This window comes from Acinetobacter sp. AB03 (assembly GCF_058107045.1).
Window position 1 is genome coordinate 277067 of the sequence record NZ_JBUEBA010000002.1, and the last position, 26822, is coordinate 303888.

27 protein-coding genes and 2 pseudogenes are annotated in these 26822 nt (G+C 40.6%); 16 read left to right on the forward strand and 13 right to left on the reverse strand.

All coding sequences use genetic code 11. The features are described from left to right. The first annotated feature begins 139 nt into the window (after positions 1 to 139). Positions 140 to 1102 (forward strand): IS30-like element IS18 family transposase, encoded by a 963-nt coding sequence (locus tag ACY3FQ_RS01570; protein ID WP_033917576.1) that lies wholly within the window; start codon positions 140 to 142, stop codon positions 1100 to 1102. 9 nt (positions 1103 to 1111) lie between these two features. On the opposite strand, the pseudogene ACY3FQ_RS01575 reads toward ACY3FQ_RS01570, so the two are convergent. Beyond that, positions 1112 to 2290: pseudogene (locus ACY3FQ_RS01575) on the reverse strand (DUF4158 domain-containing protein); the annotation flags it as partial. 361 nt (positions 2291 to 2651) lie between these two features. Next, the gene (locus tag ACY3FQ_RS01580) at positions 2652 to 4382 is read right to left on the reverse strand and encodes a hypothetical protein (RefSeq protein ID WP_000939241.1); all 1731 of its coding nucleotides are present in this window, start codon (positions 4380 to 4382) and stop codon (positions 2652 to 2654) included. A 308-nt stretch (positions 4383 to 4690) separates the two neighbouring features. Here ACY3FQ_RS01580 and ACY3FQ_RS01585 point away from each other — a divergent pair, with 308 nt between their 5' ends. The 8 genes and pseudogenes from ACY3FQ_RS01585 to ACY3FQ_RS01620 all read left to right on the forward strand — a co-directional run bounded on the left by ACY3FQ_RS01585 (position 4691) and on the right by ACY3FQ_RS01620 (position 10934). After that, a complete protein-coding gene (locus ACY3FQ_RS01585) occupies positions 4691 to 5131 on the forward strand; it encodes a DUF488 domain-containing protein (protein WP_000158491.1) in 441 nt (146 codons plus the stop codon). 234 nt (positions 5132 to 5365) lie between these two features. Then, entirely contained in the window at positions 5366 to 7342 is a 1977-nt protein-coding gene (gene uvrB, locus ACY3FQ_RS01590; protein WP_005006178.1) for an excinuclease ABC subunit UvrB, read from the forward strand. A 265-nt stretch (positions 7343 to 7607) separates the two neighbouring features. Beyond that, complete coding sequence (locus tag ACY3FQ_RS01595; RefSeq protein WP_489773535.1) at positions 7608 to 8003, forward strand: transposase family protein; 396 nt, start codon at positions 7608 to 7610, stop codon at positions 8001 to 8003. Further along, positions 7951 to 8421, forward strand: a complete 471-nt coding sequence (locus tag ACY3FQ_RS01600) for a transposase family protein (protein WP_489773536.1) — start codon at positions 7951 to 7953, stop codon at positions 8419 to 8421. The genes ACY3FQ_RS01595 and ACY3FQ_RS01600 overlap by 53 nt, the downstream gene beginning before the upstream one ends. A 172-nt stretch (positions 8422 to 8593) precedes the next feature. Next, positions 8594 to 8869: a metal/formaldehyde-sensitive transcriptional repressor gene (locus ACY3FQ_RS01605; protein ID WP_001146945.1), complete on the forward strand. Its 276-nt coding sequence runs from the start codon at positions 8594 to 8596 to the stop codon at positions 8867 to 8869. A 4-nt stretch (positions 8870 to 8873) separates the two neighbouring features. Continuing rightward, positions 8874 to 9443, forward strand: a pseudogene (locus ACY3FQ_RS01610) (tyrosine-type recombinase/integrase); the annotation flags it as partial. 33 nt (positions 9444 to 9476) lie between these two features. Further along, entirely contained in the window at positions 9477 to 9698 is a 222-nt protein-coding gene (locus ACY3FQ_RS01615) for a hypothetical protein (protein ID WP_005403786.1), read from the forward strand. Between the two features lie 291 nt (positions 9699 to 9989). Continuing rightward, complete coding sequence (locus ACY3FQ_RS01620; RefSeq protein ID WP_125275130.1) at positions 9990 to 10934, forward strand: IS30 family transposase; 945 nt, start codon at positions 9990 to 9992, stop codon at positions 10932 to 10934. A 72-nt stretch (positions 10935 to 11006) separates the two neighbouring features. Here the strand turns inward: ACY3FQ_RS01620 and ACY3FQ_RS01625 are convergent, their stop codons facing one another. Beyond that, positions 11007 to 11264: a hypothetical protein gene (locus ACY3FQ_RS01625; RefSeq protein WP_489774376.1), complete on the reverse strand. Its 258-nt coding sequence runs from the start codon at positions 11262 to 11264 to the stop codon at positions 11007 to 11009. A 75-nt stretch (positions 11265 to 11339) separates the two neighbouring features. Between ACY3FQ_RS01625 and ACY3FQ_RS01630 the strand changes: the two genes are divergently transcribed. The 3 genes from ACY3FQ_RS01630 to craA all read left to right on the forward strand — a co-directional run bounded on the left by ACY3FQ_RS01630 (position 11340) and on the right by craA (position 14360). Beyond that, positions 11340 to 11903, forward strand: coding sequence for a hypothetical protein (locus ACY3FQ_RS01630; RefSeq protein WP_489773537.1), 564 nt, complete (start codon positions 11340 to 11342; stop codon positions 11901 to 11903). A gap of 87 nt (positions 11904 to 11990) precedes the next feature. Next, positions 11991 to 12881 (forward strand): pirin family protein, encoded by an 891-nt coding sequence (locus ACY3FQ_RS01635; RefSeq protein WP_279741361.1) that lies wholly within the window; start codon positions 11991 to 11993, stop codon positions 12879 to 12881. Between the two features lie 249 nt (positions 12882 to 13130). Next, positions 13131 to 14360, forward strand: a complete 1230-nt coding sequence (gene craA / locus ACY3FQ_RS01640) for a chloramphenicol efflux MFS transporter CraA (RefSeq protein WP_279741359.1) — start codon at positions 13131 to 13133, stop codon at positions 14358 to 14360. Positions 14361 to 14475: 115 nt separating this feature from the next. Here the strand turns inward: craA and ACY3FQ_RS01645 are convergent, their stop codons facing one another. From ACY3FQ_RS01645 to ACY3FQ_RS01665, 5 genes are all read right to left on the reverse strand, one after another. Then, entirely contained in the window at positions 14476 to 14775 is a 300-nt protein-coding gene (locus ACY3FQ_RS01645) for a DUF3817 domain-containing protein (protein WP_004977999.1), read from the reverse strand. Positions 14776 to 14889: 114 nt separating this feature from the next. Continuing rightward, entirely contained in the window at positions 14890 to 17040 is a 2151-nt protein-coding gene (gene yccS, locus ACY3FQ_RS01650; RefSeq protein WP_489773538.1) for a YccS family putative transporter, read from the reverse strand. Positions 17041 to 17257: 217 nt separating this feature from the next. Next, the gene (gene sodC / locus ACY3FQ_RS01655) at positions 17258 to 17809 is read right to left on the reverse strand and encodes a superoxide dismutase family protein (RefSeq protein ID WP_005401320.1); all 552 of its coding nucleotides are present in this window, start codon (positions 17807 to 17809) and stop codon (positions 17258 to 17260) included. A 144-nt stretch (positions 17810 to 17953) separates the two neighbouring features. Continuing rightward, the gene (locus ACY3FQ_RS01660; protein ID WP_279741355.1) at positions 17954 to 19075 is read right to left on the reverse strand and encodes an AI-2E family transporter; all 1122 of its coding nucleotides are present in this window, start codon (positions 19073 to 19075) and stop codon (positions 17954 to 17956) included. A 137-nt stretch (positions 19076 to 19212) separates the two neighbouring features. Beyond that, entirely contained in the window at positions 19213 to 19857 is a 645-nt protein-coding gene (locus ACY3FQ_RS01665; protein ID WP_004977991.1) for a ParA family protein, read from the reverse strand. A gap of 123 nt (positions 19858 to 19980) precedes the next feature. On the opposite strand from ACY3FQ_RS01665, the gene ACY3FQ_RS01670 reads away from it, so the two are divergent. Beyond that, positions 19981 to 20454, forward strand: coding sequence for a Holliday junction resolvase-like protein (locus tag ACY3FQ_RS01670; protein ID WP_005401318.1), 474 nt, complete (start codon positions 19981 to 19983; stop codon positions 20452 to 20454). Positions 20455 to 20517: 63 nt separating this feature from the next. Here the strand turns inward: ACY3FQ_RS01670 and ACY3FQ_RS01675 are convergent, their stop codons facing one another. Next, complete coding sequence (locus tag ACY3FQ_RS01675) at positions 20518 to 21159, reverse strand: class I SAM-dependent methyltransferase (protein ID WP_279741353.1); 642 nt, start codon at positions 21157 to 21159, stop codon at positions 20518 to 20520. A gap of 175 nt (positions 21160 to 21334) precedes the next feature. Between ACY3FQ_RS01675 and ACY3FQ_RS01680 the strand changes: the two genes are divergently transcribed. Next, entirely contained in the window at positions 21335 to 21895 is a 561-nt protein-coding gene (locus ACY3FQ_RS01680; protein WP_234963385.1) for a hypothetical protein, read from the forward strand. 217 nt (positions 21896 to 22112) lie between these two features. Here ACY3FQ_RS01680 and ACY3FQ_RS01685 read toward each other — a convergent pair whose 3' ends face one another. Further along, positions 22113 to 22445, reverse strand: a complete 333-nt coding sequence (locus ACY3FQ_RS01685) for a HopJ type III effector protein (protein WP_094148672.1) — start codon at positions 22443 to 22445, stop codon at positions 22113 to 22115. Positions 22446 to 22832: 387 nt separating this feature from the next. On the opposite strand from ACY3FQ_RS01685, the gene crcB reads away from it, so the two are divergent. Further along, the gene (gene crcB, locus ACY3FQ_RS01690) at positions 22833 to 23210 is read left to right on the forward strand and encodes a fluoride efflux transporter CrcB (RefSeq protein WP_004977981.1); all 378 of its coding nucleotides are present in this window, start codon (positions 22833 to 22835) and stop codon (positions 23208 to 23210) included. A gap of 121 nt (positions 23211 to 23331) precedes the next feature. Here the strand turns inward: crcB and ACY3FQ_RS01695 are convergent, their stop codons facing one another. Both ACY3FQ_RS01695 and ACY3FQ_RS01700 read right to left on the reverse strand, forming a co-directional pair. Beyond that, positions 23332 to 23586, reverse strand: coding sequence for a type B 50S ribosomal protein L31 (locus tag ACY3FQ_RS01695; protein ID WP_004691406.1), 255 nt, complete (start codon positions 23584 to 23586; stop codon positions 23332 to 23334). A 129-nt stretch (positions 23587 to 23715) separates the two neighbouring features. Then, a complete protein-coding gene (locus ACY3FQ_RS01700) occupies positions 23716 to 25014 on the reverse strand; it encodes an ABC1 kinase family protein (RefSeq protein ID WP_279741350.1) in 1299 nt (432 codons plus the stop codon). Positions 25015 to 25207: 193 nt separating this feature from the next. Between ACY3FQ_RS01700 and ACY3FQ_RS01705 the strand changes: the two genes are divergently transcribed. Then, positions 25208 to 25417, forward strand: coding sequence for a DUF1737 domain-containing protein (locus ACY3FQ_RS01705; protein WP_004691402.1), 210 nt, complete (start codon positions 25208 to 25210; stop codon positions 25415 to 25417). 55 nt (positions 25418 to 25472) lie between these two features. Here the strand turns inward: ACY3FQ_RS01705 and ACY3FQ_RS01710 are convergent, their stop codons facing one another. Continuing rightward, positions 25473 to 26774 (reverse strand): MATE family efflux transporter, encoded by a 1302-nt coding sequence (locus ACY3FQ_RS01710; protein WP_489774377.1) that lies wholly within the window; start codon positions 26772 to 26774, stop codon positions 25473 to 25475. Positions 26775 to 26822: the final 48 nt, after the last annotated feature.

Here is a 26822-nt window from a genome sequence, read left to right on the forward strand (position 1 = left end):
GACTGCTTGTTTGCGGAATGTTCCGATTTGAACCACGCAGATTCAAATCCCAAGTGCAACACATTTGTAGTCAGTTGAAAAAGTTAGGTGTATTCATAGAATCATTAGACTTTTTCAACTCGCAATTGGAAAGCACACAATGAAGAAATACACCCAACTCTCTCAAGATGAAAGATACGAAATTTATGCTACTTTGAAAAGTAAAAGTTCAATCGCCTCCCTTGCTCGGGAGTTAGGACGTTCACGATCAACCATCTACCGTGAATTAAAAAGAAATACTGGACAACGTGGATATAGAGCTCAACAGGCAGCTAAATTTGCAAGTCAAAGACGGTATCGTCCTTCATCATCAATGACAGCATTTGCCTTCGCTTATATTGATTATTTGATTGGTTTGGACTGGTCACCAGAACAAATTTCAGGTGCTTTAACACAACGCGGTTGGCTGGATGTACCTTCACATGAGTGGATTTACCAGTACATTTATCAAGATAAATCAAAAGGCGGTAAACTTCATCTACACTTAAGGCATCAGAAGAAATATCGAAAACGCGGTTACAAAAACACGGATCGTAGGGGTCAAATCATTGATAAAACAAGTATTCACTGCCGAGACCAGGTCATTGATCAACGACAACGTTTAGGAGATTTCGAAGGTGACACGGTGATTGGTAAACATCATAAAGGTGCTTTATTGACTCTCGTTGATCGAAAGAGCCTGTATGTACATATTGTTCATTTAGGGCCAACGAGAGCATCCTCTCAAACGATTACTTGTGCATTAGATCGTTTACAAATGAGCCATGCTTATAGTGTAACATTTGATAATGGCAAAGAATTTTCCGAACACAAAAGAATTACTGATGTTGGCATAGAGACGTATTTTGCTGATCCTTACAAGTCTATTCAACGAGCAAGGAATGAAAATACGAATGGTTTAATCCGTCAATATCTGCCAAAATCATCATCGTTTGATGACGTGTCAAACGAACAAATAGAGCAGATAGAATTTGCACTCAACCATCGTCCTAGAAAAACACTAGGTTGGTATACACCGAGTGAAGTTATGGCTGGTTTTTATACTGTTGCACTTGCCGCTTGAATCCGCCCTTTCTTTCTCGTCGCAGTACTGCCACATGGCTTCATCGACCGATCGTCGCTGCTCGTTCAGGAAGAGACATACAGATTCCAGATCCCTTTTGGTCAGCAGGCTCAGTGCTTGCTGTCTTACTGTTGCAAACGGTAGTTGCAGATCAATGCTGTCATCAATGAACAGGTGCAGTACTTCAGCTGCCTTGCTGACATTTTTAGCTGCTTTTTGCCAATCCTTAAACACCGCTTCCTGCGCATAATCCTTTGCCTTCTGTTTGGTCTGTCTGACATGATGCACAAAGCCATCGGCAATACGTTCCAGCGCTTGCTGCCATCGCGTTTGAAGATAGCACAATAAATACAGCCATTGGCTGCCTACGGTTTGACGTTTCAGTTTGGCACCGTAGTAGTCGACTTTCTCTGCCAGGTGTTGCAGATTTTTCTGCGACAGTGATAGCGTGCTCAACAGCAGATCCACTTCCGGCATCCAATGCTGGATATGGCGATAGACAATCAGTTCTTTCTCCAACTCGGTTCCGGTGAAGTTACGAGCCGATTGTCGCAACTGTCGGAACGGCAGTGGACCTGTGCCGTTCACGAGCTCCGCCAGTGCTTGCTTAAGACCGCGTGACATTGCACGCTCAAGGTGCGCGGCCATGTGTTCCTGTTCGTCTCCCACCACCTGACTGATGATCTTTTGCAGCGTGCTGTAGGCAGGGATTGCGATCTTCTGCCCCGAACAATATTCAATGGCCGCATCGAAGAGGTGCCTAGGCGCTGTCCAGGCTCTGGCTTGCTGGGATAAGTAATCTCTCAACGCCGCTCCATGGTCTTTGACATTCCAGCGCTGGTAGTTGCAGAGCTGGAAAACACGTTGGTAAATCCGTTCGTTCTCTTTTGGCGTGAGATTAAAGGGTCTACAGCCTGGGCCTGGTAGAACGGTTTGATAAACGTATTTGAGGTCCTGCTTGATCTGATGAAAGCCGGGATTCAGCACCACCGGCTTGGCTTTGAAATAGCCCAGCAGTACCACCAGCATGTAACGCTGGCCCCGATGACGGAGGCTTTTAGCGATCGCCAGTTCCTTATCGTTCAGCGAGAAAAAGAAGCGTTGGTCGGCGGAGGTGAAAGCGGGGGGTCCATATAACTCATCTTGTTCTGCCTCGGACAAGATTTGGACACGTTCTTCGAATGCCATGGATTTAGCCCAAAAAGACTAAATCTTACTCAAACAGAGCCCAAATAGGGATCTCGAAAAAAGTAATACCCCTCTGGAGGCCACAGACGGCGGGGCCTCCAGAGCACTTTGTCGTTTTTGGACGGAAAATCCCTAGAACCCCTTACTGTGACTTAATTTTTCACTCTACCAAGCAATCACAGACTTGATTTTGGATTGATCATCAAGATAGTACTTAATATCTTTATTTTATTTTTTTCAATTAATTCAAAGTAGTAGCTACAGATATTGATTTCTATTAATGAGGTTTTTTCTTGGTCCACCCCAGTCATTTACACCTACACAATTTCAGTAGTAAATAGGTGTGTGGCTATAATCAAAACTATTCAGAAGTTGGCTCAGTAGGAGTTTCATTCAATGGTGGCAACAAGATAGAATAGCAATTAATAGGTTGATGTATGGAAATAAATTCGCTTTCGAACTTTCTTAGTGCTTGATGTTCAGGATAGCTTTCCACAGCCAAACTAACTAATTCCTTAGCTTTATCAAGATCGTTATTAGCACGATACCTTTCCGCTAATTGGAGCAACATTCCAGATTCAAGAAGTTGAGGGCAACGGAAACTAAATTTATGGTCACGTTCTTTGAAGTACTTCATTAAACAGGTGTGATGATCTTCAATACTCCATTCAATTTCCATCTCTAGTATATTTCGAGTAACCAATACAGCAGAGCTTGGCTGGATTAAAAGATTTTCATATCTTCCAATAAATTCTAGGCAATTTTCAATGCGGTCTCTTTCACCTACAAGACGATTATAAATGATGAATAGACAGATGAAAGCAAGCTTATCTGCAATGTTGATTCTGTCAAAGTTGGTTTGCAATTCTGTCAACAATTGAGATAAATCTGATAAAGGTTTATTTGGGTCATTTTCCCATAGGATTGCCAGCTGACTTAGAAAACCTTCAAATCGCTTGACCCCAGAACCTCTACTAAAATCGACTATTTGTATCCAATATTGAGGTGCTAGAGAGACGGTCATTATATTACTACGTTCAAGGTTATAATTATAAGGTTCACTTGTAATAGTTTGCTGACGCATAATGAATTCAGTAATGATATGTCTTGCAAGCCGTGCTAAGCCTTGAATCGTTAACCATGTTTTATTATCGATTCTACAAGTGTCGGAATAGCCAGAATCTCGATCTAAGGGTTTTGGTAGTTTTTGTGACGTATGTATGTATTTGGATCTAGCAAGATATGCATTGGACAATGCTGTAGGCAAATCAAAACGAGTTATCGGATGAGTTACAGCGTCAGATTCTTCTCTAAAGAATGAAGGTTTGATGTGGTTGATGGCAAAAGCTTGAAAACGTTTGCCTAACGATACATGTTCAATTCCTAAAATTGCATTACGTACACGTTCAGCAAGTTCTTCTTCAGCACCAGTTAAAGCCTCATCTATAATTCTTCTTTTTCTTTCCTCATAGTCATTCCACGTTGCTTGATGCCCATCAAATTCTTGAGCAAGAGATTCGATTGAGGCAACTAGAAGGGTATACGCCAGTTCAAAGTTATCTGCTATACGATGTATCCCAGTCACATAAGTTCGGATAGCATTCATTACTGTTAAGAATGTTTTGCGGTTCAAACCATGCAATTGCTGGGTAAAATTGATTAAGTGTTGTTTGTGGCTTTCCTGACAGTAGATGACTTTATCGAAGGTTTGATTTACTACTTTATTAGGAACAGTATGAGTGCTTGTACCCATTTCATCACTGAGTAATCTTTCAATCAGTGAATAACTTGGTGAAGCTATGCAATTTAAAGCGAAGGAGAGTATAGCTGAGAAATCACTTATAAAAGATGCAATACCATGGGAAGCCATAAAACCTGGTCCATCGCTATCAGGAAGGGCTTCGATAAGCTCCGTGTATGTGAAAATTAGAACGTTCGAATTATGAAAGGTTGACGTTCCCTCAATTGATCCAGTATCAGTTTCAATACGATCTTCAGCCATAAGGTGTAAATTTGAGTAGATGACACCTTTTAACTTATTGTGATATTCGACATCTCTCGTAAAGAGTTTACCTGAACCAATTTGAAGCACTGATGATTTCCTATTGTTAGATAAATTTTTGAATGATCAAAATACTTTCGATAAAATCAAGTGAATATATGAATATTATTAGAATGAAGGTCGAGAAACAACTTCAATTCATCAAGCTGCTATAGTCATTTTCGTAGCATAAAAGGATAGGTGAGGTTGAGCATGTAACCTGAAATGAATTTCAGAGACCCATTTCAATTGATGCAATTCACTACCACCAACATGAGATAAGCCAATAACACTTACATATTTGTTCAATTATTTTCAACAAATATTTTATGAAGAAATTTATTAGAAGAAGGTAAATTATGACTATATATACCATTGGTTTTACTAAAAAAAGTGCAAACAAGTTTTTTAATCTAATAAAGCAAAATCACGTTAAAAAAATTATCGATGTTCGCCTTAATAACGTTTCACAACTAGCAGGGTTTGCTAAGCGTGATGACTTGAAATTTTTCTTACGGGAGATATGTAACTGTGATTATGAACATGTGCCTGATTTGGCACCTACAGATGAAATTTTAAAGCCTTATAAAAAGGGCGATATGCCTTGGGATAGTTATAAAGATCTTTTTTTAAACCTTATGGCTCGGCGAAATATAGAAAAACATATAAGTCTGCAACAATTTGAAAATGAGTGTTTACTGTGTAGTGAGGATTTACCACATCAATGTCATCGTCGTTTGGTTATAGAATATTTACAGAAATATGCTGAGCAAAATCATGTGATTAAAGATATTTTCTAGGTAAAATTTATCTTCTTTCTTTAAAAAGAATTCGATAGTAAGAACATCACAAATCTAAGAATGAAAGAATTTGATTGTCATTTAAAGCTATGTATTTCAACGGATTAACATAAGAAATACTATGACTTAAACTTGTTTTGATATTGTGTATTATATTAAAAATATTGCTTGTACATCTTAAGTTGTTAATGATTCAGATTTTTTCTTAAGGTAGTTAAATATAGAGGGATTTCAATGCCACACGGTAAATTTATTTTGCATTCAAATTATATCCCCGCTGGGGATCAACCCGAAGCTATCGCAAGATTGATCTCAGGTATTGATAATGGTGCAACTCATCAAACCTTAAAAGGGATTACTGGCTCTGGTAAGACATTTACCATGGCAAATGTTATTCACCGCTTGAAACGACCTACTATTATTTTAGCGCCGAACAAAACATTGACGGCTCAGCTATACGATGAAATGAAGCGTTTCTTTCCAGAAAATGCGGTTGAATACTTTGTTTCTTACTATGATTATTTTCAGCCAGAAGTGTATATCCCTGGTAGTGATCGTTTTATCCAAAAAGATTCTGCAATTAATGACCATCTAGAGAGACTACGCTTATCCACGACTAAATCCCTCATAGAGCGTCGGGATGTAATTGTTGTTGCCTCTGTATCATCAATTTATGGTTTAGGTGATCCAAGTAGTTATAAAACCTTGCAAATTCCACTAGCTCCAGGTGCCCAATTTGAACAAAAAGAGCTTATCCATCGGTTAGCATTATTACAGTATGAACGAAGTGAAAAAACTTTAAAGCGTGCAATGTTTAGGGTTAGAGGAGACATCATTGATATTTTTCCTGCTGATTCAGAACATCATGCAATTCGCGTCGAACTCTTTGATGGACAAGTTGAGTCTCTTACGTGGATAGATCCTGTCACGGGAAAAAAGTTAAATGAAATAGATCATTACTTGGTTTCTCCTAAAACGCTTTTTGCGACCCCAAAAAATCAGATCGAGACTGCAATACCAAAAATACTTTCTGACATGGAGGAGCGAGTAGAGTATTTGAATAAAGAAAACCGTTTTACAGAAGCGAATCGTTTGTATGAAAGAATTACAAATGACATAGAAATGATGCAGCAATTAGGCTATTGCTCGGGAATGGAAAATTATTCTTGTTATTTTAGTGGACGTGATGCGAAGTTACCGCCAACTACCTTACTCGACTATTTAGCTGAAGATGGATTGTTATTTATAGATGAATCGCACGTCATGATTCCTCAGATTTCAGCAATGTATCGTGGAGATCAGAGTCGTAAAGAAACGTTAATTGAATATGGATTCCGTTTGCCATCCTCCAAAAATAATCGTCCATTAAATTTTCAGGAATTCGAAAGGATTAAGCCACAAACTATATTTGTTTCTGCGACACCAGGAGATTATGAATTACGTGTATCTCAGCCTAGAATCATTGAACAAATGATTAGGCCAACGGGATTGCTTGACCCTAAAGTCGAGGTAAGAAAATCTGAAGGGTACATTGATGATCTGCTCATTGAAATAGAAAAGTGCGTTAACAATCACAATAGAGTTCTAGTGACAACTCTAACGAAGGTAGGAGCTGAAAAGCTTCATGATTTTATATCAGATAAAGGTTTTCAAGTTCGATATATGCATTCGGATATAAAAACTGAAGACCGGATTAAAATTATTGAAGGTTTACGCGTTGGAGAATTTGACATATTAATTGGTGTAAGTCTTTTACGGGAAGGTTTGGATATTCCAGAAGCATCTTTAATCGCTATACTTGATGCTGATAGAGCTGGTTTTCTACGTTCGAGCCAGGCACTGCTTCAGATGATAGGTCGAGTTGCTCGTAACGAGAATGGTAAAGCTATCCTATATGCAGATAATGTAACTGCTGCAATGAGGAAGGCTATTGATGAAACAGCTCATCGAAGAGAACGACAAATTTTATTTAATCAAGAAAATGGAATTTCACCAGTTTCATCAAAACGTAAATTAGCTTCTGATAAAAATGAAGAAGCGGTACTTCCAATACATTCAGCAGCTTTCTGTGAGAATCTATCAATACTTTGTCAACAAATTACAAGCAAAGAACAGGAACTACTTACGTTTGAAGATAATGGAAATGAAGGAGAAGTTGAAAAAATTCGTCATCAATTAGATAATTTATATCGGCAATTTATTTATATTTGACATAAAATTGTTAACATAAGTGTAATGATACAGTATTCATTGAAAGAGCATTGATATCTAAGGGTTTGAGATAAATGGTTCTCAGATATTGGATATCATTGTTTTTAGTGGATATAATCATTAACAATATTTTATAAATCAAAATGTATATTAAAAAAGTATTTTATCAAGCCTATATTAGATCTCTTTCATAAATCAAAAAATGATCTTCTTTTTGGTTGATATTTGCACTCCAGATTTCTTGGCATTCATGCATAATCTGCGGATGAAATACATCGATTCAAAGAAGCTTTCTGAAACACAGTTCAAGCGATACACGGGCATCTCATGGTCAACCTTTGATTTAATGGTTGAGCAATTGAAGATGCATGTTCCTGCCAAAGGCAGACCACCTAAATTGAGCCTAGAGGATCAGATCCTCCTGTGCTTAAGTTATTGGCGTGAATACCGAACCTTATTCCATGTCGCAACAACTTATGGCGTGTCAGAGCCCACTGCTTCAAGAATCGTACGTCATGTAGAGGACTGCTTAATCAAGTCCAATTTATTTAATTTACCCAAAGATTTACCCGAGGGCGAAGGCATTGACTGGAATGTGGTGATTGTAGATGCCACAGAAATTCCAATCCAAAGGCCTAAAAAAACAAAAGAAAAGCTATAGCGGCAAGAAAAAAACCCACACTTTCAAAGTACAGGCCATCATTCATTATCAAACTCAAAAAATCCTGAGTTTATGTACGAGTCGTGGTGCCGTACATGATTTCGAACTCTTCAAACGTAACTTGAATCAGATTCCTGCAGGTGCATTTATCCTTGCAGATAAGGGTTATCAGGGAATTTATACAGTGTATCCAAATAGCTTGTTGCCATTAAAAGTAAAGAAGCGCTGTAAACTGGATCCTGAACTAAAAATCTATAATCAGCAAATCAACAAAAGAAGAATTGGGATTGAGCATGTATTTGGCAGTTTGAAAACCTTCAAAATTCTTGCTGAGCGATATCGCAATCGAGGCAAAAGACTAGGATTAAGATTCAATTTAATTGCTGGAATCTATAATTTAGAACTGAGTAAAAAATGACTTATGAAAGAAGTCTATTGTTGAATACATTTAAATTTTAAAATAAACCAGAAGTTAAGTATTGTTATTCTTCAAGCTTTGCCTATTGAAGTATACAAATTCTATGCTTATCTATTTATACTATGGGTTGGTATAGTATATTAATTTCGTGGGAACAAGGAAACCTGAATATATGCCATATAGCGATATTGATAAAAAACAGTCACTTATACGGATTAAGCGTGTTAAGAAACAAGTAGCAATACTTGAAAAGACACTTAATGAAGGTAACAGTGGTGATGAGTTATTGAAACAGTTGACAGCCGTTCGTGGAACGATAAATGGTTTGATGGCAATGGTTCTTAACAGTTATTTAAGAGAGGAGTTTCCAGAAAATGAAGCTCTAACTGAGTCTCAAAAGAAATCAATTGAAGAGACAATTGCTGTTATTAAGTCATACCTTCGTTAATTTAGATTTTAAGAAAAATTTATTAAAATTGGATGCCCATCCGATTATTAAAAAAGCACTGCTGTTCAAATTACATACTGGCGTGCGAGGGGCTGAATTGTTATTGGCTGAGCCTCATCATTTTGATTTAAATGAAAAAATCTGGAAAATACCTGCCTTGCATATTAAACAGTTTCGACGAAAAGTCATATTAGGCCATGAGATTCCCGACTTCTTAGTTCCACTTTCAGATCAGGCTTTAGATATTTTAAAAGACGTCATGCAATGGTCATACGGTGAAAAGTACATTTTTGCTAGCCCACGGAAACATAATCAACCGATTCATTTTAATACATTAAATATGGCTATACGTAAGATGGGCTATGGAAAACATCAATTATCCTCTCATGGACTACGTTCCACTTTTAGTACCATTTTGAATGACTCAGGTTTGTTCCAGGATAACTGGATTGAGGCACAACTTTCACATATTGATAAGAACCGTACCCGTGCCAGCTATAATCACGCTGACTATTTAGCCCAGCGGACTGAAATGATGCAGTGGTGGGGTGATTATTTAAGTACTGCTAAGTGAAAATCGTACTTTTATACATAGACTTAAAACATTATGGGGTTTCAAATGGATAGTAAACAATATACTTGCCGTGTTACATGGTCAGCAGAAGATAATGAGTATGTTGGGTTGTGTGCTGAGTTTCCATCATTGTCTTGGCTTGATGCGGATCAGTCTAAAGCATTCTCAGGAATAGAGGAGCTCGTTGCTGATGTTGTCGCTGATATGATTAGCAATAATGAAAAAGTTCCTACACCACTCTCCGGGAAAATATAGTAGGCAGTTTGTTGTCCTTGTTCTCAGTGGTTCAACAAAAACTAGCTCTCGAAGCCGCAGAACGTGGCGTGGACATAAATTGTTTAGTATCAGTAAAAAGAGCGATGTAATTTTAGTACGAGTGAGTGATAGAGCAGGAACTTATGCTTCATATATTCAGTAAATGGTATGTTTTTGAATTAATAGGTATCGCGGATTCAAATCCCAAGTGCGACACATTTGTAGTTAGTTGAAAAAGTTAGGTGTATTAGAATCATTAGACTTTTTCAACTCGCAATTGGAAAGCACACAATGAAGCAATACACCCAACTTTCTCAAGAAGAAAGATACGAAATTTATGCTGCCTTGAAAAGTAAATCTTCAATCTCTACTCTTTCCAGATCAACCCTCTATCGTGAGATCAAAAGGAATACAGGGGAACGCGGCTATCGGGCTAAACAGGCTGATCGGTTTTCAAGTCAACGACGATACCGTTCTTCATCTCAGATGACAGACTTCGCCATATTTTACATCCGTTATCTGATTGCTCTGGATTGGTCGCCTGAACAGATTTCCGGGGCATTGAAACAACGCGGCTGGCTAGATGTCCCATCACATGAGTGGATCTATCAGTACATCTATCAGGATAAATCTAAGGGTGGAGAACTGCATCAACATTTAAGACACCAGAAAACCTATCGCAAGCGGGGTTATAAAAACACAGACCGTAGAGGCCAACTGGTTGATAGAACAAGCATTCACTGTCGCGACGAGATCATAGACAAGCGTCAACGTCTTGGTGATTTTGAAGGTGATACCGTGATAGGCAAGAATCATAAGGGGGCATTATTAACCCTGGTTGATCGCAAGAGTCTGTATCTACATATCGCTCATTTGGGGAAAACTAGAACCTCAGCTAAAACGATCACGTGTGCTTTAGAGTGTTTGCGCCACAGTCATGCATATAGTGTGACCTTTGATAATGGCAAGGAATTCTCAGAGCATTGGCGGATAAAGGAAGCAGGTATAGAAACTTACTTTGCAGATCCGTACAAGTCGATTCAACGTGCCAGAAATGAAAATAGCAATGGTCTGATCAGGCAATATCTGCCAAAATCCTCATCGTTTGATGATGTTTCAAAAGAACGGATAGAACAGATAGAATCTGCTCTAAATAATCGCCCCAGAAAGACACTGGGATGGTATACGCCCAGTGATGTTATGGCTGGTTTTTATACTGTTGCACTTGCCGCTTGAATCCGCCTATTTTTAAATAAAGCTTTCTTTGATTTAGTGCTTTTTATTTAATAAATTAATTTTAAAAACAACTTAGGCTAATTGATAAACACTATCTGGAAAGATTAAAAGAAAATATTTTTTAATTTCTGCTAATTCATTTAAGGCAGGTTCCCTTTCAAGCAGTTGAAATGTCCAAATAAGTACAGCCTGATGATTATCATAGCAAGTATTTACTCCAAGAAAATTAGCCATTCCATAACTTCTATTGATGTTCATTTCTTTAATTAATTGATTTCCTAAGTCACGAGCTTGCTGGCTGATCAATAACGTATTTCTCTTGAAACTGATGGATGGACTTATCCTGATAAAATTTTTTCATTCAATTATACTGATACTTATCAGCGCCTTCATGATTCTGTGAATGTGGAATATTTACATGGTAGTCATGGAGAAAATCAAAATATTGTTTTAGGTATTTCTGATTTAGATGATGTGTCTTTGAAGAAGCTTAAGGCATATGGTTTTACCAAATATCATCAGAAACTTTTTAAAGATACAGATTATATATTCTTAGATGAGTTCAAAAGAATAATAGAAGATGGTAAAAAGAAGTTTGATGCAGATCTCAAATTGATGAGCGCAAATGCATTAAATGATATAAGTGCAAGATTTATTAAAAGGGGATTAGGTAGTAACGCTACTACCTTGGATTTAAACTTTATGATTTGGGGGCATTCATTAGATATTTCGGATAAAGATTACATTCTAGATTTATTTAGTTTAAATGATGATATAGATCGAAATGTTCGTGTTACAGTCTATTACTTTGATAAAACTGCAAAATTTTCATTACTCAATAATTTGTTGGCTATTTTGGGTAAAGATAAAGTAGAGCAATGGATGAAAAATAAATGGCTTTGCTTTAAGCCTAACCCAGAAATTAAATTTCTCGCTCAAGAGAGTCCAGATGTAGACCAAGCATCCTAAATTTAAAACACTGCAACTCATTTAGCCTATCGAACATGGTTGTTTGCTAGGCTATGATCAAATTATTCAAATGATAAGCAGAATAAAATGAAAACCCTTGCCTTTATTCACTCAGAAAGTACACGGACGGCTGTCGGTGACTTTGCCTCAGTCATCTCCGTGTTTTCACACTATGAACTAGGGAACTCGGTTTCACCTTTTCTATTGCTTGATCATATCGGCCCGAGTTATTTACAGCCGACCCGCTTAAAAAAAGGCGTGAGTGAACATCCACATCGTGGCTTTGAAACAGTGACTATTGTTTACCAAGGTGAGCTTGCCCATCAGGACTCGACAGGTGGTGGCGGTGTGATCGGCGCAGGGGATGTACAGTGGATGACGGCAGGGGCTGGGGTGCTGCACGAAGAAGTATTTAGTGAAGCATTTTCCAAAACAGGCGGGGCATTTGAAATGATCCAGTTGTGGGTCAACCTACCTGCCAAAGACAAAATGAATTCTGCACGTTATCAGCACTTGAGTCATGAAGCCATTCCAAAGCTTGAGTTGGCGAAAGCTCAAGGAACGGTCAGGGTGATTGCAGGGACTTATGAAAACCAGATAGGGCCTGCTCAAACACATAGCCCTATGAACGTGTTGGATGTTCAGCTTACAGCGGGTACGAAAACAGTTTTACCTGTATCGGAAGGTGAGACGACACTGCTGTATATTCGTAGTGGTCGTCTTCAGCTCAATAGCGGAGAAATGATAGAAGCACAGCAGATGGCAGTCATGTCCAATCATGGTGAGGACTTTGAAATAAAAGCGGTACAAGACAGCGCTTTTTTATTACTCAGTGGGCAGCCTTTAAATGAACCGATTTATGGACGAGGTTATTTTGTCATGAACACCTTCACCGAAGTTTTACAGGCGTATGAGGACTTAAAACAAGGGCATTTTATTGCGCCTAGTACCAAACCAAATGCGACAGATGAAACTTAAAAAAGTAACAATACAAACAGATGCAACACTGCTAAAATAGCTTAACTGAGCTTTGTTGGTGTCACGGCTCGGTCTATTTTAATAACACCTTTTCTAAAAACGCTTTGTGAATACAGCGTAAAACCAGTGTGCATTTCTCGCACCCATTACATTTTTTATTCAATTTTACAGTGCTTGCCATTGGGCTTAGTCGTCTCTCCCTCCAACGGACTTCGCTCAGGCGTGTACGCATTTTATATGTAGATAACAATGCAAAACGTACAAGCTTTAAAGTTAAGCCGTGCCACATTGATGTTTCCTTTGGCATTGGTTTTATTCGAATTTTCGGTCTATATCGGTAACGATTTAGTCCAGCCTGCTATGCTCGCGATTACCCAAGACTTTGGGGTAAGCAGTACATGGGCACCATCCTCGATGTCCTTTTATTTACTGGGTGGGGCTTGTGTCGCGTGGCTGCTTGGACCACTCTCAGACCGTTTAGGCCGTAAAAAAGTGTTGCTCGCAGGTGTGGCATTTTTCGTGCTGACCTGCCTCGCGATTTTACTCACTCAAAACATTGAGTCTTTTTTGGCGCTCCGCTTTTTACAAGGCGTGGGGCTATCGATGATTTCTGCTGTGGGTTATGCCGCAGTACAGGAAAGTTTTGAAGAACGTGATGCCATTAAAGTCATGGCACTCATGGCCAATATTTCTTTGTTGGCACCGCTGCTTGGTCCCGTTGTGGGCGCATTTATGATTGACCATGTGTCATGGCATTGGGGCTTTATTGGCATCGCCTTTTTGGCTTTTTTAAGTTGGTTTGGTTTAAAAGCCAAAATGCCTGCGACACAGCAGCGTCATTCTAAAAAGCCTCTGCGCTATATTTGGGATGACTATAAAACGGTCTATAAAAATAAGACCTTTTTGGCGCTCACCTTTGGCCTACCCATGGTCGCCATGCCTTTGATGCTGTGGATTGCGCTGTCGCCTGTGATCCTGGTGGAAGAACTTGGCTTGAGCAGTATGCAATACGGCTTGGCACAGTTCCCCGTCTTGGGCGGTCTCATTCTGGGCAACATTGTATTGATTAAAGTCATCGACAAAATGGCACTCGGTAAAACTGTGTTACTCGGTTTGCCTTTAATGTTCGTCGGTACGCTGTTGGTGGTGCTCGGCACCATTTTCCAAAGCTATTTCTTGCCGTTACTGATTGTGGGGATGACTTTGGTGAGCTTTGGCGAAGGTATCAGTTTTTCGGTGTTATATCGCTTTGCGTTGATGTCATCGGAGGTGTCCAAAGGGACGGTTGCCGCAGCCGTTTCGGTACTGATGATGTTTACGTTTTTCTTCGTGATTGAACTGGTTCGCATGGCTTATGTGGCATTTGGTCTTTGGGCCTATAGTTTGGTCTGCCTCATTTTGATTGCGTTATGGTTTAGCTTTCCACGTGCGACTGTGAAAAAAGTGATGCAAAAACGTCTTGAGCGTGGTGTTTACTAAGATTTTATTCACTGAATTCAGCGAAGTTCACATCATAAAAAAAGCGCGCATTCATTTGAATGGGCGCTTTTTATTACTGCTCTAAAAGATCTTTTTAAAGCCAGTTTTTTTAAATTTAGGCTTCAGCTTGCTCTGGTTCCAATTTTTTAATTTTGGCATCAAACACAAAAGGCCCAAAAGGTAAGATTGAAGCGATCAAACCTAAAATAAACATCTTCAAAGACCATTTTTGCTTTTCACAGACCACAAACAGCACGATGAGAAACAAGATAAACAATACGCCATGACCCATACCCACGTATTTGACTAGGATCGGGTTATCAAAGATGTATTTCATTGGCATCGCAACGAATAACAATAGTAAAAAAGAAATCCCTTCTAAAAATCCTACAACACGTAATGTCTGAATGTTCATGGTCAAAAAATCTATGAGAATGAAGCTCGAGTGTACGCAAGAACCAGATAAAAATGAACCACAATACACCCGTACATCATGAACCTTTTAAAGATCGTCGTTGTGTCATCCGTTTTATTTAATGTCTCGGGCGAGCAGTTCAGTTTTTAACTTCAGCAATTCGGGCAGAGTTTCCAGTAGTAGACTGATTTGTTTGAGTACCAAGTGTAAATTCTGACTCATTGTTTCTTGCGCATTTAAGCGTTTAATCTCTGCCAGTTTTTGCTGGATGTCGAGTTCAGCTAATGCCTGCTGATGGAGCAGTACATGATTTAGCGTATTTTGACACCACAGCATGAGTTCCAGCACTTGTGTATCCTGCACCAATTCTCGGTGACTTCCCAAAGCAGAAATATAACTGAGTTGACTGTGGCTATATACCAAGTAGCGAAAAGCATGATGTACCAGTTCTGGGTTTGGATTGGGTTCAGTACTGAGACTGGAGATCATGTTCGCCAGTTCAGTTTGGGCATTATGCGCAGTACGTCGCGCACTGCGGTAAGCGAGACTATTATTTTTGCCGTGTTGATATTGTTCACAAATGGCATTGAAATAGTTGAGGGTTGCATCGGATGCTTTTTTTATGGTGTTGGAAATATTGCGGAAGTCCCAATCGGGCCAAATAAAACTCACTGCGAACCAAGCAATGGCACAACCAATGAGGGTGTCTATAATTCGTGGTAAAATAATGGCATAGCCTGCACCTTTTAAATTAAAAATCAGTAGCACCATGAGTGTTGCCATCAGGGTCGCCATGGCATATTTCTTGGAACTGAGATAGAAAAAGCACACACCAAAAATAATGGTCAGCAGTAGCTGTCCTTCAATACTCGGCACGAAATACAGCAGTGGAATCCCTAAAATAATGCCCAAAATAGTGCCCAAGGTTCGCATTTTTAAGCGACTTTTGGTCGCAAAATAACGCATTTGGCAAACAAATAAACTGGTGAGTAAAATCCAATAGCCATGTTGCGCAAAGGGCAGAAGTGAGATGCCATAACCGACAGCAAAGACAAATGCGATGCGTACCGCATGTCGAAACAGTGCGGATTGGGGGGTGAAATGTTGACTGAGTTTGAGCCACAGATCATGCCAATCATGGATATCATCATCATATAAATTGAGGTTATCAATATGCTGCTGATAACGCTGTCCTTGGCGGGATTGTAGTTCGTTGAGGTGCTGAAAACGTTCATGCACACTGTCCAAATTATTTAAAATCAGTTGTAGGTTTTTGACTTCAATATTATGTGGATGATCTCGAATCCAATCCTGCATGGAACTGTGTAAATTCAGCAACGCCTGAGTGGTCGTTGGATCTGATACATAGGTTTGATTGTTTAAAATACACCGTGCCAAAGCCTGACAGGCAAGGGCTTGCAGTCGAATATTTTTTTGAATACGAAAAATGAGATCAGTTCGGCTAAAGTTTTGATGTAACTGCTCATAGTGCAAATAATTAGAGCTGGCTTGTTCATGAATGTCTTGAACGAGAAAGTAGAGATTGAGCCAATAAATCGTATTTTGGTTGGCGCGAGATGCTTTTAGTCGCGTCAGTAGTGAACTTTTGGTGTGGTTAAAACTTTGTACGACAGTACTATTTTGTAAGGATAAACCGTAGAGCAGCGCTTCTACATTGTCTCGATTGTCTGGGTCGAATAGACGTGCTTTTGCGTTGAGCAAATCGGCAACTTGATTAAAACAGCGGGCTAAGTTGTCCTGAACGGCCAAGGTGGGTTTAAGGATATAAAACACAATGGCGGTACAGCCATACCACAATGCTCCAAAGACAAAACAACTGGGTTGAAAGTACCAAACCGAATATTCACCTAGGCCAAACATGCTGTATAGGGAAAGTAGAATGGTGCCAAAGCTCATTGCTGCATAGCGTTGCCCCAGTGCCCCCAGTAAAATAAAACAAGCACTAGACAGTGATAAATATAAGATGAAGAAGAATTTATAAGGATGTAAAAAATCTAAAATGCTACTAACACTAAAGAACAAGATACAGACATAGGCAAGATTTCTGAGACGAATGCTGAGCCGGTCATCGAAGTCGGTCAGGGCTGTTGCAATTGCGCCTAATGTGGTCGGAACGATGAGCTGTTGCAGTCCTGAAAAATATAAACCTAAGGTTGTGCCACTCAGCACAATCAAGATTTGCAAGCAATACATAAAAATTGCATTGGACTGAAAGGACTGAAACCACTGACGAAGATTGTTCACGATGTAATAGTCTAGGCTTAGTTTTATTTTGGTTTTAGCCTGAACTTTTTTTAGAGCACTGTCAATTTAATGCGGTGCTCCACTGCATTAAAAATTCACCTATGACAATAAAAATGCAGCAGAGCATGGCTCCGCTGCATTGTGTGTATAAGTCGAAACTTATCCACATGTGCGAGTTCAAAACACTACTTTATTCACACTGCATGGGATAATAGATTTATTTAATTACGCCACACGCAATACGGTCACCGCCACCGCCAAGTGGTTTAGGGGTGTCTGAATAGTTATCACCACCTGCATGCACCATTACCGCTAAGCCCTCAACGTCAGCTAAACTTAAGCGAGGAGCGAGTAAATTGACTTTTGCATTACCTGCTGAGTCGACATTCAAGATTGGTAAATCGCCCATATGGCCATTCAGTGGTGTGCCGTGGTTTGGCGCTTTTTCTGGGTTAAAGTGTCCCCCAGCGGCTAAAGCAGCCACAGGTTTTCCTTCTTTTTCAGCTACATCACACGAACCTTTTTCATGGATATGAAAACCGTGTGGGCCGGGTGGAAGTTGAGTCAAATTGGTTTGAATCGCCAAACCAACAGGGCTATCAATAAAACGAATGGTGCCAATTTTTTGTCCTACTCCAGCAGTTGAAACAGCGTGTACATCGACGTCTTTGACCATCGTGTTGGTTTCAGTAGGTGTAGTGGTACATGCCACAGTCCCTAAACCGATTAAAGTCACAAGTGCACTTAATTTGAAAGCAGAAGACAACATGTTGGATCCTTTTTCCTTAAAATTCAGAACCATTCAAACAAAGCCAGGGCCTCGGTTCAATATTGTCCGTACAGCGTTTTTGTATCTGACATAAAAAAACGCATGGATTCATTGAAAGCATGCGCTCAAGTCATTTCACTGAACTTATTTTTTGGGCGTATCTAAAGGCTCTCCAAGAGAATCATAAGCCAATGTCGCTTTCGGCATCATTAGGGGTTCATTGACTTGTTCATGTAGCCATTCGCGCCAAATGGCTAACAGTACCGCTAAAATCACGGGTCCGACAAATAAGCCGACCATACCAAAGCTGGCTAAACCACCCAATACACCAAACATGATGAGTAAGAACGGAATTTGCGTTGCACCTGAGATCACCAATGGGCGAATCACATTGTCTGCTGTGCTGACCACACAGATACCCCACACCATCACACCAATCGCTTCAATGGTTTGTCCTTGAGAGAATAACCATAAAGACACGGCACTATATGCCACAGGAGGGCCAAAAGGAATGAGTGCAAAGATAAAGGTCACAATGGTCAGTACCATTGGGTTTGGGACACCAGCAACAAAATAGCTCAGGCCTGCCAAGAGTGCTTGCGCAATTGCAGTCAGGCCAACCCCATAGACTACAGCACGCGTGGTTTCAGAAATGGTGTCTAAATAGTGGTGGATACGTGGGCCAATCACCATCTCCAGCGCTTTACTGACCTGATTTAAAATGGTTTGTCCGTCACGATAGAAGAAGAATAAAGACATCACCGCAAAACAGAGTTTAAAAATATTTTTACTGATTTCACTCAGCACCAAACGACCATAATTTAAGTGGCTTTGAAACCAGCCTGAGACATTTTGTACAATACTGTTCGGATCGGTGTTGATTTCTTTTAAAGTACGGGTGACTTCTTTACCAATAATGGGCAAGTCCCGAATAAATTGCGGAACATCTAAATGGCCTGAGAACACTTGTCTTTGCAGTTCATAAAATAGATTACGGCCTTCATGCTGCAGCATAAAAATGGCAAAGGTCAGCGGGATACCGACGACTAATACCACCATACTGATCATGATGGTGGCACTTAAGGTTGGACGCGGTCCACAGAGTTTCTGCACTGAGTGATATAAAGGCCAAGTGATGTAGGCAATAATCGCAGCCCAAAGCACAGGTACAATAAAGTATTTCAGGACTTGAAAGCTCAAATAGAACAGAATAAAAATCAGTCCAAATAACAATACTTTTTGTAAGGCTGGTGCGTATCGTTGCACGGTATTCACTGCTATATCTCTAAGGTCAAAGTCATATTAACTGAAAAAAATGCGCACGAGAACGTACCCTTGGTAAGTTCTCGTGAATAACCGACTATAAATAGGGAATAGCCCCGTTTTATCTATAGCAAAATATTTTAGAACCAAGCACTTGGGTCATCGACAATGGCGTTCAGCAGCGGTTGCCATTGGCTTTGAATGGAGAGGTAATTCTTTTGTGTTTTATCAAATACGCTTAAACCTTGCATTGCCAATTGGCCATACGCAGTACGTTCTGAAATCCATGCTACAGGTTGTTGTTCAATTTTCGCAAAAAAATCTTGGATGTCTTTGGCACTGGCGCTGTTGGCCTTGACCCGATTGGCCAAAAGCAAAATTTGCACTTTGCCTTTACGAATGCGTTTAATATCTTGTAAATGCTTTAAAAAACGACGGGTACTGTCAATATCAAAAAACGAGGGTTGCAGTGGGGTCACAATCGCGTGCGCCTCACTGACCAGTTGTTCGGCATGCTCACCAGACAGTGCACCTGGTGCATCGATAATTAAATATTCAATATTTTTAGGCACTTCACCAATCGATTTCTCATGGCGCCAATCTAAACTTTGAATATGCGCCACTTGCTCTGGACGCTGTTTTAACCACTGACGAGCAGATTTTTGATTATCGGCATCGGCCAAAGCCACTTTATAACCTTTTTGTGCGAGTGCCGAAGCTAAATTGATTGCGGTTATCGTTTTGCCACAGCCACCTTTTTGGTTGGCGATTAATATCGTTTTCATGACCTTAAATGATTTTATTCTGCTCACCCCTAGCATATCATTCTTTTGTGTGTCGCATATGACACCAAACCAAAGTTGTAAGTTTAAATCTTGCTACCTGTAGCACAAAATTAGGAAAGAACCATGTCCATATGGATGGCAATGTTGATCGGTGCAGCAATTGGTGTGGTATTGACCACCCTTATTTTAAGTCACAGCCGAAATGGACGCATCAAAGCAGAATATGAGCGCTACATTGCCGAATTAGAACTAGAGCATCAGCAGGCTTTGGCCCAAGCACAAAAGCGCAGTGTCAATACCAGTCGTGCAGTGCTCAAAGGTAAAATGGCGGAGCAACTGGCACCGATTATGCCGCAGTTTGAATACTTACCTAGCGATGCTAAGTTTTTGGGCGATCCTGTCGACTATGTGGTCTTTGATGGTTATACCGACCTGCGTGATGGTGAAGGGCGACCAGAGGACATTGAAATTGTTTTGATTGATATTAAAAGCGGTGGGGCGAGGTTAACCAAAGGACAAGTTGCCATTGCCCAAGCGATTCAAGCTGGGCGAGTTCGTTTTGAAACGGTCCGCATCGACTTTGATACGATTGAATAAGCTTGATAATGTCTACCCATGAAGGCATTTCTTTATATAGAGCAGATGCTTTCTACATGACTATCATGATCCATCGCTTGAGTGTGGCTTTTGAGCACGTGCAAAAAACATCAGTTGTCCGAGTTTCGGAATACCTTCGGCATAAAAGTAGTGTTGTTCTATCAAATTAAAACCTGCTGCTTTTAAGGCCGGTTCAATGTTTCGATTGAGATGGCAACCATCGGCTAAACGCTTTTGCACAGGCGTGAGTAAGTGTTGTAGGCGCTGAATATAAAGGTTATTTGTATTTAATACATGCTCCACCACATGAAAGGTGCCACCCGGTTTGAGCACGCGTAATATTTCTGCCAAAGCCTGTTCTAGCTCAGCAATACTACACAGTGTCCATGTACTGACTACGTGCTCAAGGCTCTGGTCAGCAAAAGGCAGCTTTTCCGCAGGGGCTTGTACATGATGCACTTCAAATGCTGCTGCTTGTACCCGCTCTAAAGCCAAATGATAAATTTCAGGACTGGGTTCAAGGGCAAAGACAGTATCGACATTTTGATAAAAGGGTAGATTCAGCCCTGTACCAAAACCAATTTCCAATACCTCTCCCTGAATTGGCAAAAGCAGTTCGCGGCGCTTGTCCATTAAGCTTGGTACTTGCATGACCTGATTTAGGACATGTGGAAAGATGTGTTGTTGATAGTATTTATAAAGCATGATTGTTTTTGGGGCTCTGTTCTTCAGCTCTAGCCTAACTGAAAAGTGTTGTGGCTAAAAGTAGACTGCATAATTCGTTCACAATGTTACTAAGTTCATAAGCTTCTTTTCAGGAAACTGGACTAAGATGAAAATTGGTTCATATTTTCCTAGGTCGATGGGAATGAGGTTTGCAATGAAATCTAAATTTATCCTGCTCGGTTTACTCAGCAGTTTGCTGTTGCCCATCAGTGCAAGTGCCACTGTAGATTACAACATTGCCAAAGGTTTAGCGCCGACCTCTAAAGATCAATCGATTTCGGTATTGAAACCGTTTAAAGGTGATTTTCGAATTTTAGGTTCTAAAATGTATTCGGATGATGCACAAGCTAAATTCTCTCCGATTGACTACGCCGTGAGTTGGGGCTTGTTTGCTGAACCTGAAATTGCACGCCATATTACCGTGAATCAATACGACCGTTATCTCAACTGGAAAATTGATCGTTTGCCTGTGCCTGCCGAGCAAGCCATGCAAATGGTGTCAAATATGCACATTATTCCAGCCAGCCCAGAAATTGCTAAACAAATTAAACACGTGAAACGTGGTGATTTGGTCCGTTTAAAAGGCGAGTTGGTTGAAATTAAAGACAAAGATATGGTCTGGACCTCATCCTTAACCCCGACCGATACGGGCGATGGAGCATGTGAAGTATTTCGGGTCAACTCAATCCAATGGATCGAACGGGTAAAGGGATAAATTGGAAGTAGCGCTGAGTTACTTCATCGTGTTGTTTTAATTTTTTTAGACGATTAACACCCATATGAAGTCTTGCTCCACGTGAAACCTATTGGTCAAATCTGTGGATGCTTATAGGTGTATCAATGTTAATAGTGTTTATAACTATCTGATAATAAAATTAATCTTGTATTTGTTTAAAACCACGTTCAAGTAACTTGAACGTGGTTTTTTATCTTTATTTTGCAGTTAATGCCGTACCCTCAAATTCAATACCATCCCATCCATTCAACATGAACTGACGAATATTTTGATGATCTGTTGCATCGGGTGTCGCTAAAACGGAAGCATAGTGTTCTGCAAATAGGCTTAAAGTTTGCGTTTGATCGAGACCTTGAAGTTGTGCAAACGAAAACACTTTTGCGCTACCTTGGTTTTCAGTTGCCGCATTGTGCTGCAAACCATTTTTAAATGCAGTTGGTGTATGTGTATAGGCTGCTTCAATAAAAGCCAATACATCTGAAAATTTTGCTTCGCCCGCTGCAAGCTGAGCCAATAATACCTGTGCCATGCGTCTATTTCCGACTAAATTTATGTCCACATCATACCCAAAAATTGCATGTTTGGGAGTTTTTGCCCGAGAGAAAACCGACTGTTTTGCATGAAGAACGGGTGCTAGTGATTTTGGGAATCTATGTTGTATTGGTCATAGAGTACACTAGGGTGAAGTAAAGATATTCGGCGATGCTAGGTTTAATATCCCATGTAAAGCATGTGTGAGTTTGAATGCTGATGCTCACTTTGAGAGTGAGACAGCAAGATATGTAGGGATCAACAACCGATGTTGAAAAACCTTGAAGTACGAGGATTGATTCAGGTTTAATAGCATTATAGTTGATGAACTGTGGATAACTTCGGACTTATCCATACTGCATTTTGTAAAGAATAGGATAGGTCAATGAATTGGATCTTGGTGGCAATGGGGGGCGGAATAGGGGCCTGTTTACGCTACGGTGCAGGATTATGGTTGTTTAAACCGAGTATGAGTTTTCCATGGCCGACATGGTGGATCAACATCATCGGGTGTTTTGCTGCAGGTGTTTTCTTTGCATTTAGCCAGAAGTTTCCAGTACTGCAACAAGAAGCACGTTTATTTTTGATGGTGGGTATATTGGGCGGTTTCACGACATTTTCTAGTTTTGGCCTCGAAACTTTTCAGTTATTTAGACAGGGACAAACTGTCCTAGCGTTGAGTTATGCACTGTCGAGTTTAGTGGTGGGCGTCATCGTGCTTGGGATCGGATTTTATCTGTTGGATAGTGTGCTTAAACATTAAGAAAAACGCTGGTCAAAATAGGAACCAGAAAAGAACGCATAAAAAAGAAGCCTAAGCTGGAGGAGGTCTTAGGCTTCTTGATATCTTTACTATAACGCGTATAACTTAAAGAAAAATGAAATTATTGTGAGCGTTTGAAACGCGCGAAACGTTTATTGAAGCTTGCAACACGACCTTCATTACTGGTTTGGCGTTGTTCACCGGTATAAAACGGATGTGAAGCACTTGAGATATCTAAACTGACGTAAGGATAAGTCTTGCCTTCATACTCACGAGTTTGATGACTTTGTAAGGTACTGCCGATCACGAAAAACGCGTCGGCATTGGTGTCGTGGAACAGGACTTCACGATACTCTGGATGAATATTGGCACGCATAGACTTCTCCTTAAATGTATTATTTTGAAATGTTATAATATAACAATTTAGAAGTCAAAATAAACCCAGTGACTTTATGTAACTGGGTTTATTGAGTTGTAGCGATTTTATCGTGCCCGCAGTCTTTATTTAGGCGGGAGGCGGGACCAACTCTTCAAATAGATCATTGAGGTTGTCGTGCACTTTGAGATGAATCAGGTTCCAATAATGTCCTGAGACTGTGCGATTGACCATTAGTGTATCGGGTGAGGGTTTAAATACATCCCAGTATTTTAGCGATGGTTTGACCAGTTCAATACCATCATGATGCGCTGAGTTCTCAGCAAAGTCATACAACGTAGTCAGTGGACGCATGAGCACTTCTAACCATGCTTCATACAGTTCGGCAGGGAACTTGCCTTGCTCAGACATAGAGTGCAAAGCAGTCAGTTGCTGTTCCATGACCAAGATATCACTGTCGCGCGCTGCTTGAATCAGCTGCTTAAAATGCATCACGATTTCAGTCGATAGGGTTTTTACACCGCCGTAGTCATATACGATCACGCTACCATCTTCTCGGAAAGCAAAGTTGCCCGGATGGGGGTCACAGTGGAAGCGCTTTAAGAAGAAAATCTCACGGCCAATGGCACGAAATAAACGACGCCCCAGTTCATTGCGTGTGTCTTGTGACCATGTACTGGCAGTTTCAATGCTTTCACCGTGCTCCAAGCTTAAGGTTAAAATGTGGCGGCTTGAATAGTCTTTGTAGACTTGAGGAATAATAATTTTAGGGTCTAAAGCTTGATGAAAGGTACGTGCGACCTCTAAGTTTTGGGCTTCTATTTGATAGTTTAGTTCGTTGTCTAAACTGTCCTGAATTTCTTTAAAGAGTTGATCTTGCAGCTTACGGTCAATTTTAAGTACACCCATCAAGCGAAGCGCTAAACGGACCTGTTTTAAGTCACTTTCACAGGCTTCTTCTATGCCCGGATATTGAACTTTAACTACAACTTGCTCACCACTCGGTAAAGTAGCTTTATGCACTTGGCCAATGGAGGCTGCGGCAAAGGGTTGTTCATCAAAGGTGGTAAAAATTTGATTGAGCGGCTTGCCGAGTTCTTTTTCAACTTGAGCTTTGATCTCTTGAAAAGGCATGGCAGGCGCTTGGCGTTGTAATTTACTAATTGCACGTGCCACTTCAGGCGGGAAAATATCTTTGTATTGAGATGCAATTTGCCCGACTTTCATCACGGCACCTTTCATTTCACCTAAGGTGTCTGCAATTTGAAGTCCAATGTCCTGAAAAAGCTGACTGCGCGCCGCATTTTTTTTATCTTCATCGGCATTGAAGTTTTTAATTGAATTGGTCACAGTTTTGGTTGCGATACTTGCTGTCATGCTGGCAAGTTTCATAAAGCGACGACCGGGCGTACGAGTCGTATTTGCCATGCGATATTCCTCGGGGAATTTTCATTACATCTCAGATTTGATCATAGGCGACAAATGCAAAACTGCCTACTTTAAATTGTTAAGCTGATGTTTCTATTTAAATAATAGTGGTCAGTTGAGTGAATTGCACACAAGATGTCGCTGCATTTAAAAATCGCGTTACACTGTGCGAAAAATTTTGAGTAAGAAATAAATGAAAGTTTATCGTTATTTTACAGGCAAGGACGATGTGCATTTTTGTGCGCGCGTCACCAAAGCACTGAATGAAGGCTATAGCCTGTATGGTTCACCCACCATGACCTTTAATGGCAGTGAGGTGATCGTTGGGCAGGTGGTGGTTAAAGACGTTGAGGATGAGAGTGAAGTGCCACAAGGTCTGAAAGACGCTTTGGCACAACAGTAGAAAAACTGGAATAGGAGAAGAGTCTGGCTCCTTCATATTCCATGCCATGCATGACTTATGGATAGTCCTGACTGAGACGTTTATTGTTGTTATAAAGTCGGAGCAAGAGCAGGACACATGCCACGCTTAAACCGACAATCAGTCCAATCCAAACACCTGCTGCACCTATGTTGGTGTAGCGCGCTAAATAGATACTGACTGGGAAAGCCACGATCCAATAGGCAACCATGGTAATCCACATTGGGCCTTTGGTATCTTGCATGCCGCGTAAACAGCCTGCGGCACTAATTTGCCAAGCGTCCATCAGCTGATAGGCAAGTGCAAATAATAGTAAATACATCGCAACCTCTGATACTTCGTGATCCGAGATATAAATCGCCACAATTTCAGGACGAAACAGTGCAATCAGCAGCATGGTCATCAGCGCCAAAACCGTACCAGTAGCCAGTCCGAGTTTTTGCACCTTTCGCATTGCGATCCAGTTTTTCTCGCCATAATAAGTCCCGACACGAATAGTCAGGGCGATGGCAAGAGACATCGGAATCATAAACAACTGAGAGGTGACCGACATTGCAATTTGATGCGCAGCCACAATGGTTTCACCCAGTGGGCTCAGAATAATCGCAGCAGTACTAAAAATACTGACTTCGAAGAAAATAGCTAAGCCAATAGGTAAACCAAGTTTTAAAATACGCTCGATCCAGTAGCGATCCATCTTCTCCCAAGTGCTAAACACTTGAGTTTTTTGATATGCCGAGGCTTTAAAAATATAAGTGGCCAAGGTGAAAAACATGATCCATTGTAAAATCGCAGTGGCAAATCCACAGCCTGCTGAACCGAGTGCTGGAATCGGGCCGAAACCATACATAAAGACAAAGTTCAGTGGAACCAAAAGGACCAAGGCCGCTAAGCTAATGACGGTCACAGGACGTGGATGGCCGAGTGCTTCTGAGTATCCGCGCAGTGCTGCATACATCGTTACCGCAGGCATACCAAAGCCAATGGCATGTAAAAATAGGCTGGCTTTAGGCAATAAGTTTGCAGGTACACCCATGAGTGGCAGTAAGAGTGGCATGCTTTGTAAAATTAAACCCGCAATGCTGCCCAAAATAAAGGCGACCCAAAGGGATTGACGAGCAATGGTGGCGATTTTTTCAGGTGTACGTGCACCATTCGCTTCGGCCACCAATGGTGTGGTGGCAATCATGATACCGCTAAACAGCAACATGATAGGTATCCATAAACCAACACCGACAGCAATTGAGGCTAAATCAGTAGGGGATAAATGCCCTGCCATGATGGTATCAATCAACCCAAGACCCGCTTGAGAAAACTGCGTGATCAGGATGGGTAGCATGAGTACCAATAACTTTTTTAATTCGAAACGATGGGAGGTGATTTTATT

Bases quoted from the DNA above. Each gene is read 5' to 3' on its own strand.
- ACY3FQ_RS01570 (WP_033917576.1), top strand. From the start codon at position 140: ATGAAGAAATACACCCAACTCTCTCAAGATGAAAGATACGAAATTTAT.
- ACY3FQ_RS01585 (WP_000158491.1), top strand. From the start codon at position 4,691: ATGACTATATATACCATTGGTTTTACTAAAAAAAGTGCAAACAAGTTT.
- uvrB (WP_005006178.1), top strand. From the start codon at position 5,366: ATGCCACACGGTAAATTTATTTTGCATTCAAATTATATCCCCGCTGGG.
- ACY3FQ_RS01595 (WP_489773535.1), top strand. From the start codon at position 7,608: ATGAAATACATCGATTCAAAGAAGCTTTCTGAAACACAGTTCAAGCGA.
- ACY3FQ_RS01600 (WP_489773536.1), top strand. From the start codon at position 7,951: ATGCCACAGAAATTCCAATCCAAAGGCCTAAAAAAACAAAAGAAAAGC.
- ACY3FQ_RS01605 (WP_001146945.1), top strand. From the start codon at position 8,594: ATGCCATATAGCGATATTGATAAAAAACAGTCACTTATACGGATTAAG.
- ACY3FQ_RS01615 (WP_005403786.1), top strand. From the start codon at position 9,477: ATGGGGTTTCAAATGGATAGTAAACAATATACTTGCCGTGTTACATGG.
- ACY3FQ_RS01620 (WP_125275130.1), top strand. From the start codon at position 9,990: ATGAAGCAATACACCCAACTTTCTCAAGAAGAAAGATACGAAATTTAT.
- ACY3FQ_RS01635 (WP_279741361.1), top strand. From the start codon at position 11,991: ATGAAAACCCTTGCCTTTATTCACTCAGAAAGTACACGGACGGCTGTC.
- craA (WP_279741359.1), top strand. From the start codon at position 13,131: ATGCAAAACGTACAAGCTTTAAAGTTAAGCCGTGCCACATTGATGTTT.
- ACY3FQ_RS01645 (WP_004977999.1), bottom strand. From the start codon at position 14,775: ATGAACATTCAGACATTACGTGTTGTAGGATTTTTAGAAGGGATTTCT.
- sodC (WP_005401320.1), bottom strand. From the start codon at position 17,809: ATGTTGTCTTCTGCTTTCAAATTAAGTGCACTTGTGACTTTAATCGGT.
- ACY3FQ_RS01665 (WP_004977991.1), bottom strand. From the start codon at position 19,857: ATGAAAACGATATTAATCGCCAACCAAAAAGGTGGCTGTGGCAAAACG.
- ACY3FQ_RS01670 (WP_005401318.1), top strand. From the start codon at position 19,981: ATGTCCATATGGATGGCAATGTTGATCGGTGCAGCAATTGGTGTGGTA.
- ACY3FQ_RS01675 (WP_279741353.1), bottom strand. From the start codon at position 21,159: ATGCTTTATAAATACTATCAACAACACATCTTTCCACATGTCCTAAAT.
- ACY3FQ_RS01680 (WP_234963385.1), top strand. From the start codon at position 21,335: ATGAAATCTAAATTTATCCTGCTCGGTTTACTCAGCAGTTTGCTGTTG.
- ACY3FQ_RS01685 (WP_094148672.1), bottom strand. From the start codon at position 22,445: ATGGCACAGGTATTATTGGCTCAGCTTGCAGCGGGCGAAGCAAAATTT.
- crcB (WP_004977981.1), top strand. From the start codon at position 22,833: ATGAATTGGATCTTGGTGGCAATGGGGGGCGGAATAGGGGCCTGTTTA.
- ACY3FQ_RS01695 (WP_004691406.1), bottom strand. From the start codon at position 23,586: ATGCGTGCCAATATTCATCCAGAGTATCGTGAAGTCCTGTTCCACGAC.
- ACY3FQ_RS01700 (WP_279741350.1), bottom strand. From the start codon at position 25,014: ATGGCAAATACGACTCGTACGCCCGGTCGTCGCTTTATGAAACTTGCC.
- ACY3FQ_RS01705 (WP_004691402.1), top strand. From the start codon at position 25,208: ATGAAAGTTTATCGTTATTTTACAGGCAAGGACGATGTGCATTTTTGT.
- ACY3FQ_RS01710 (WP_489774377.1), bottom strand. From the start codon at position 26,774: ATGCTACCCATCCTGATCACGCAGTTTTCTCAAGCGGGTCTTGGGTTG.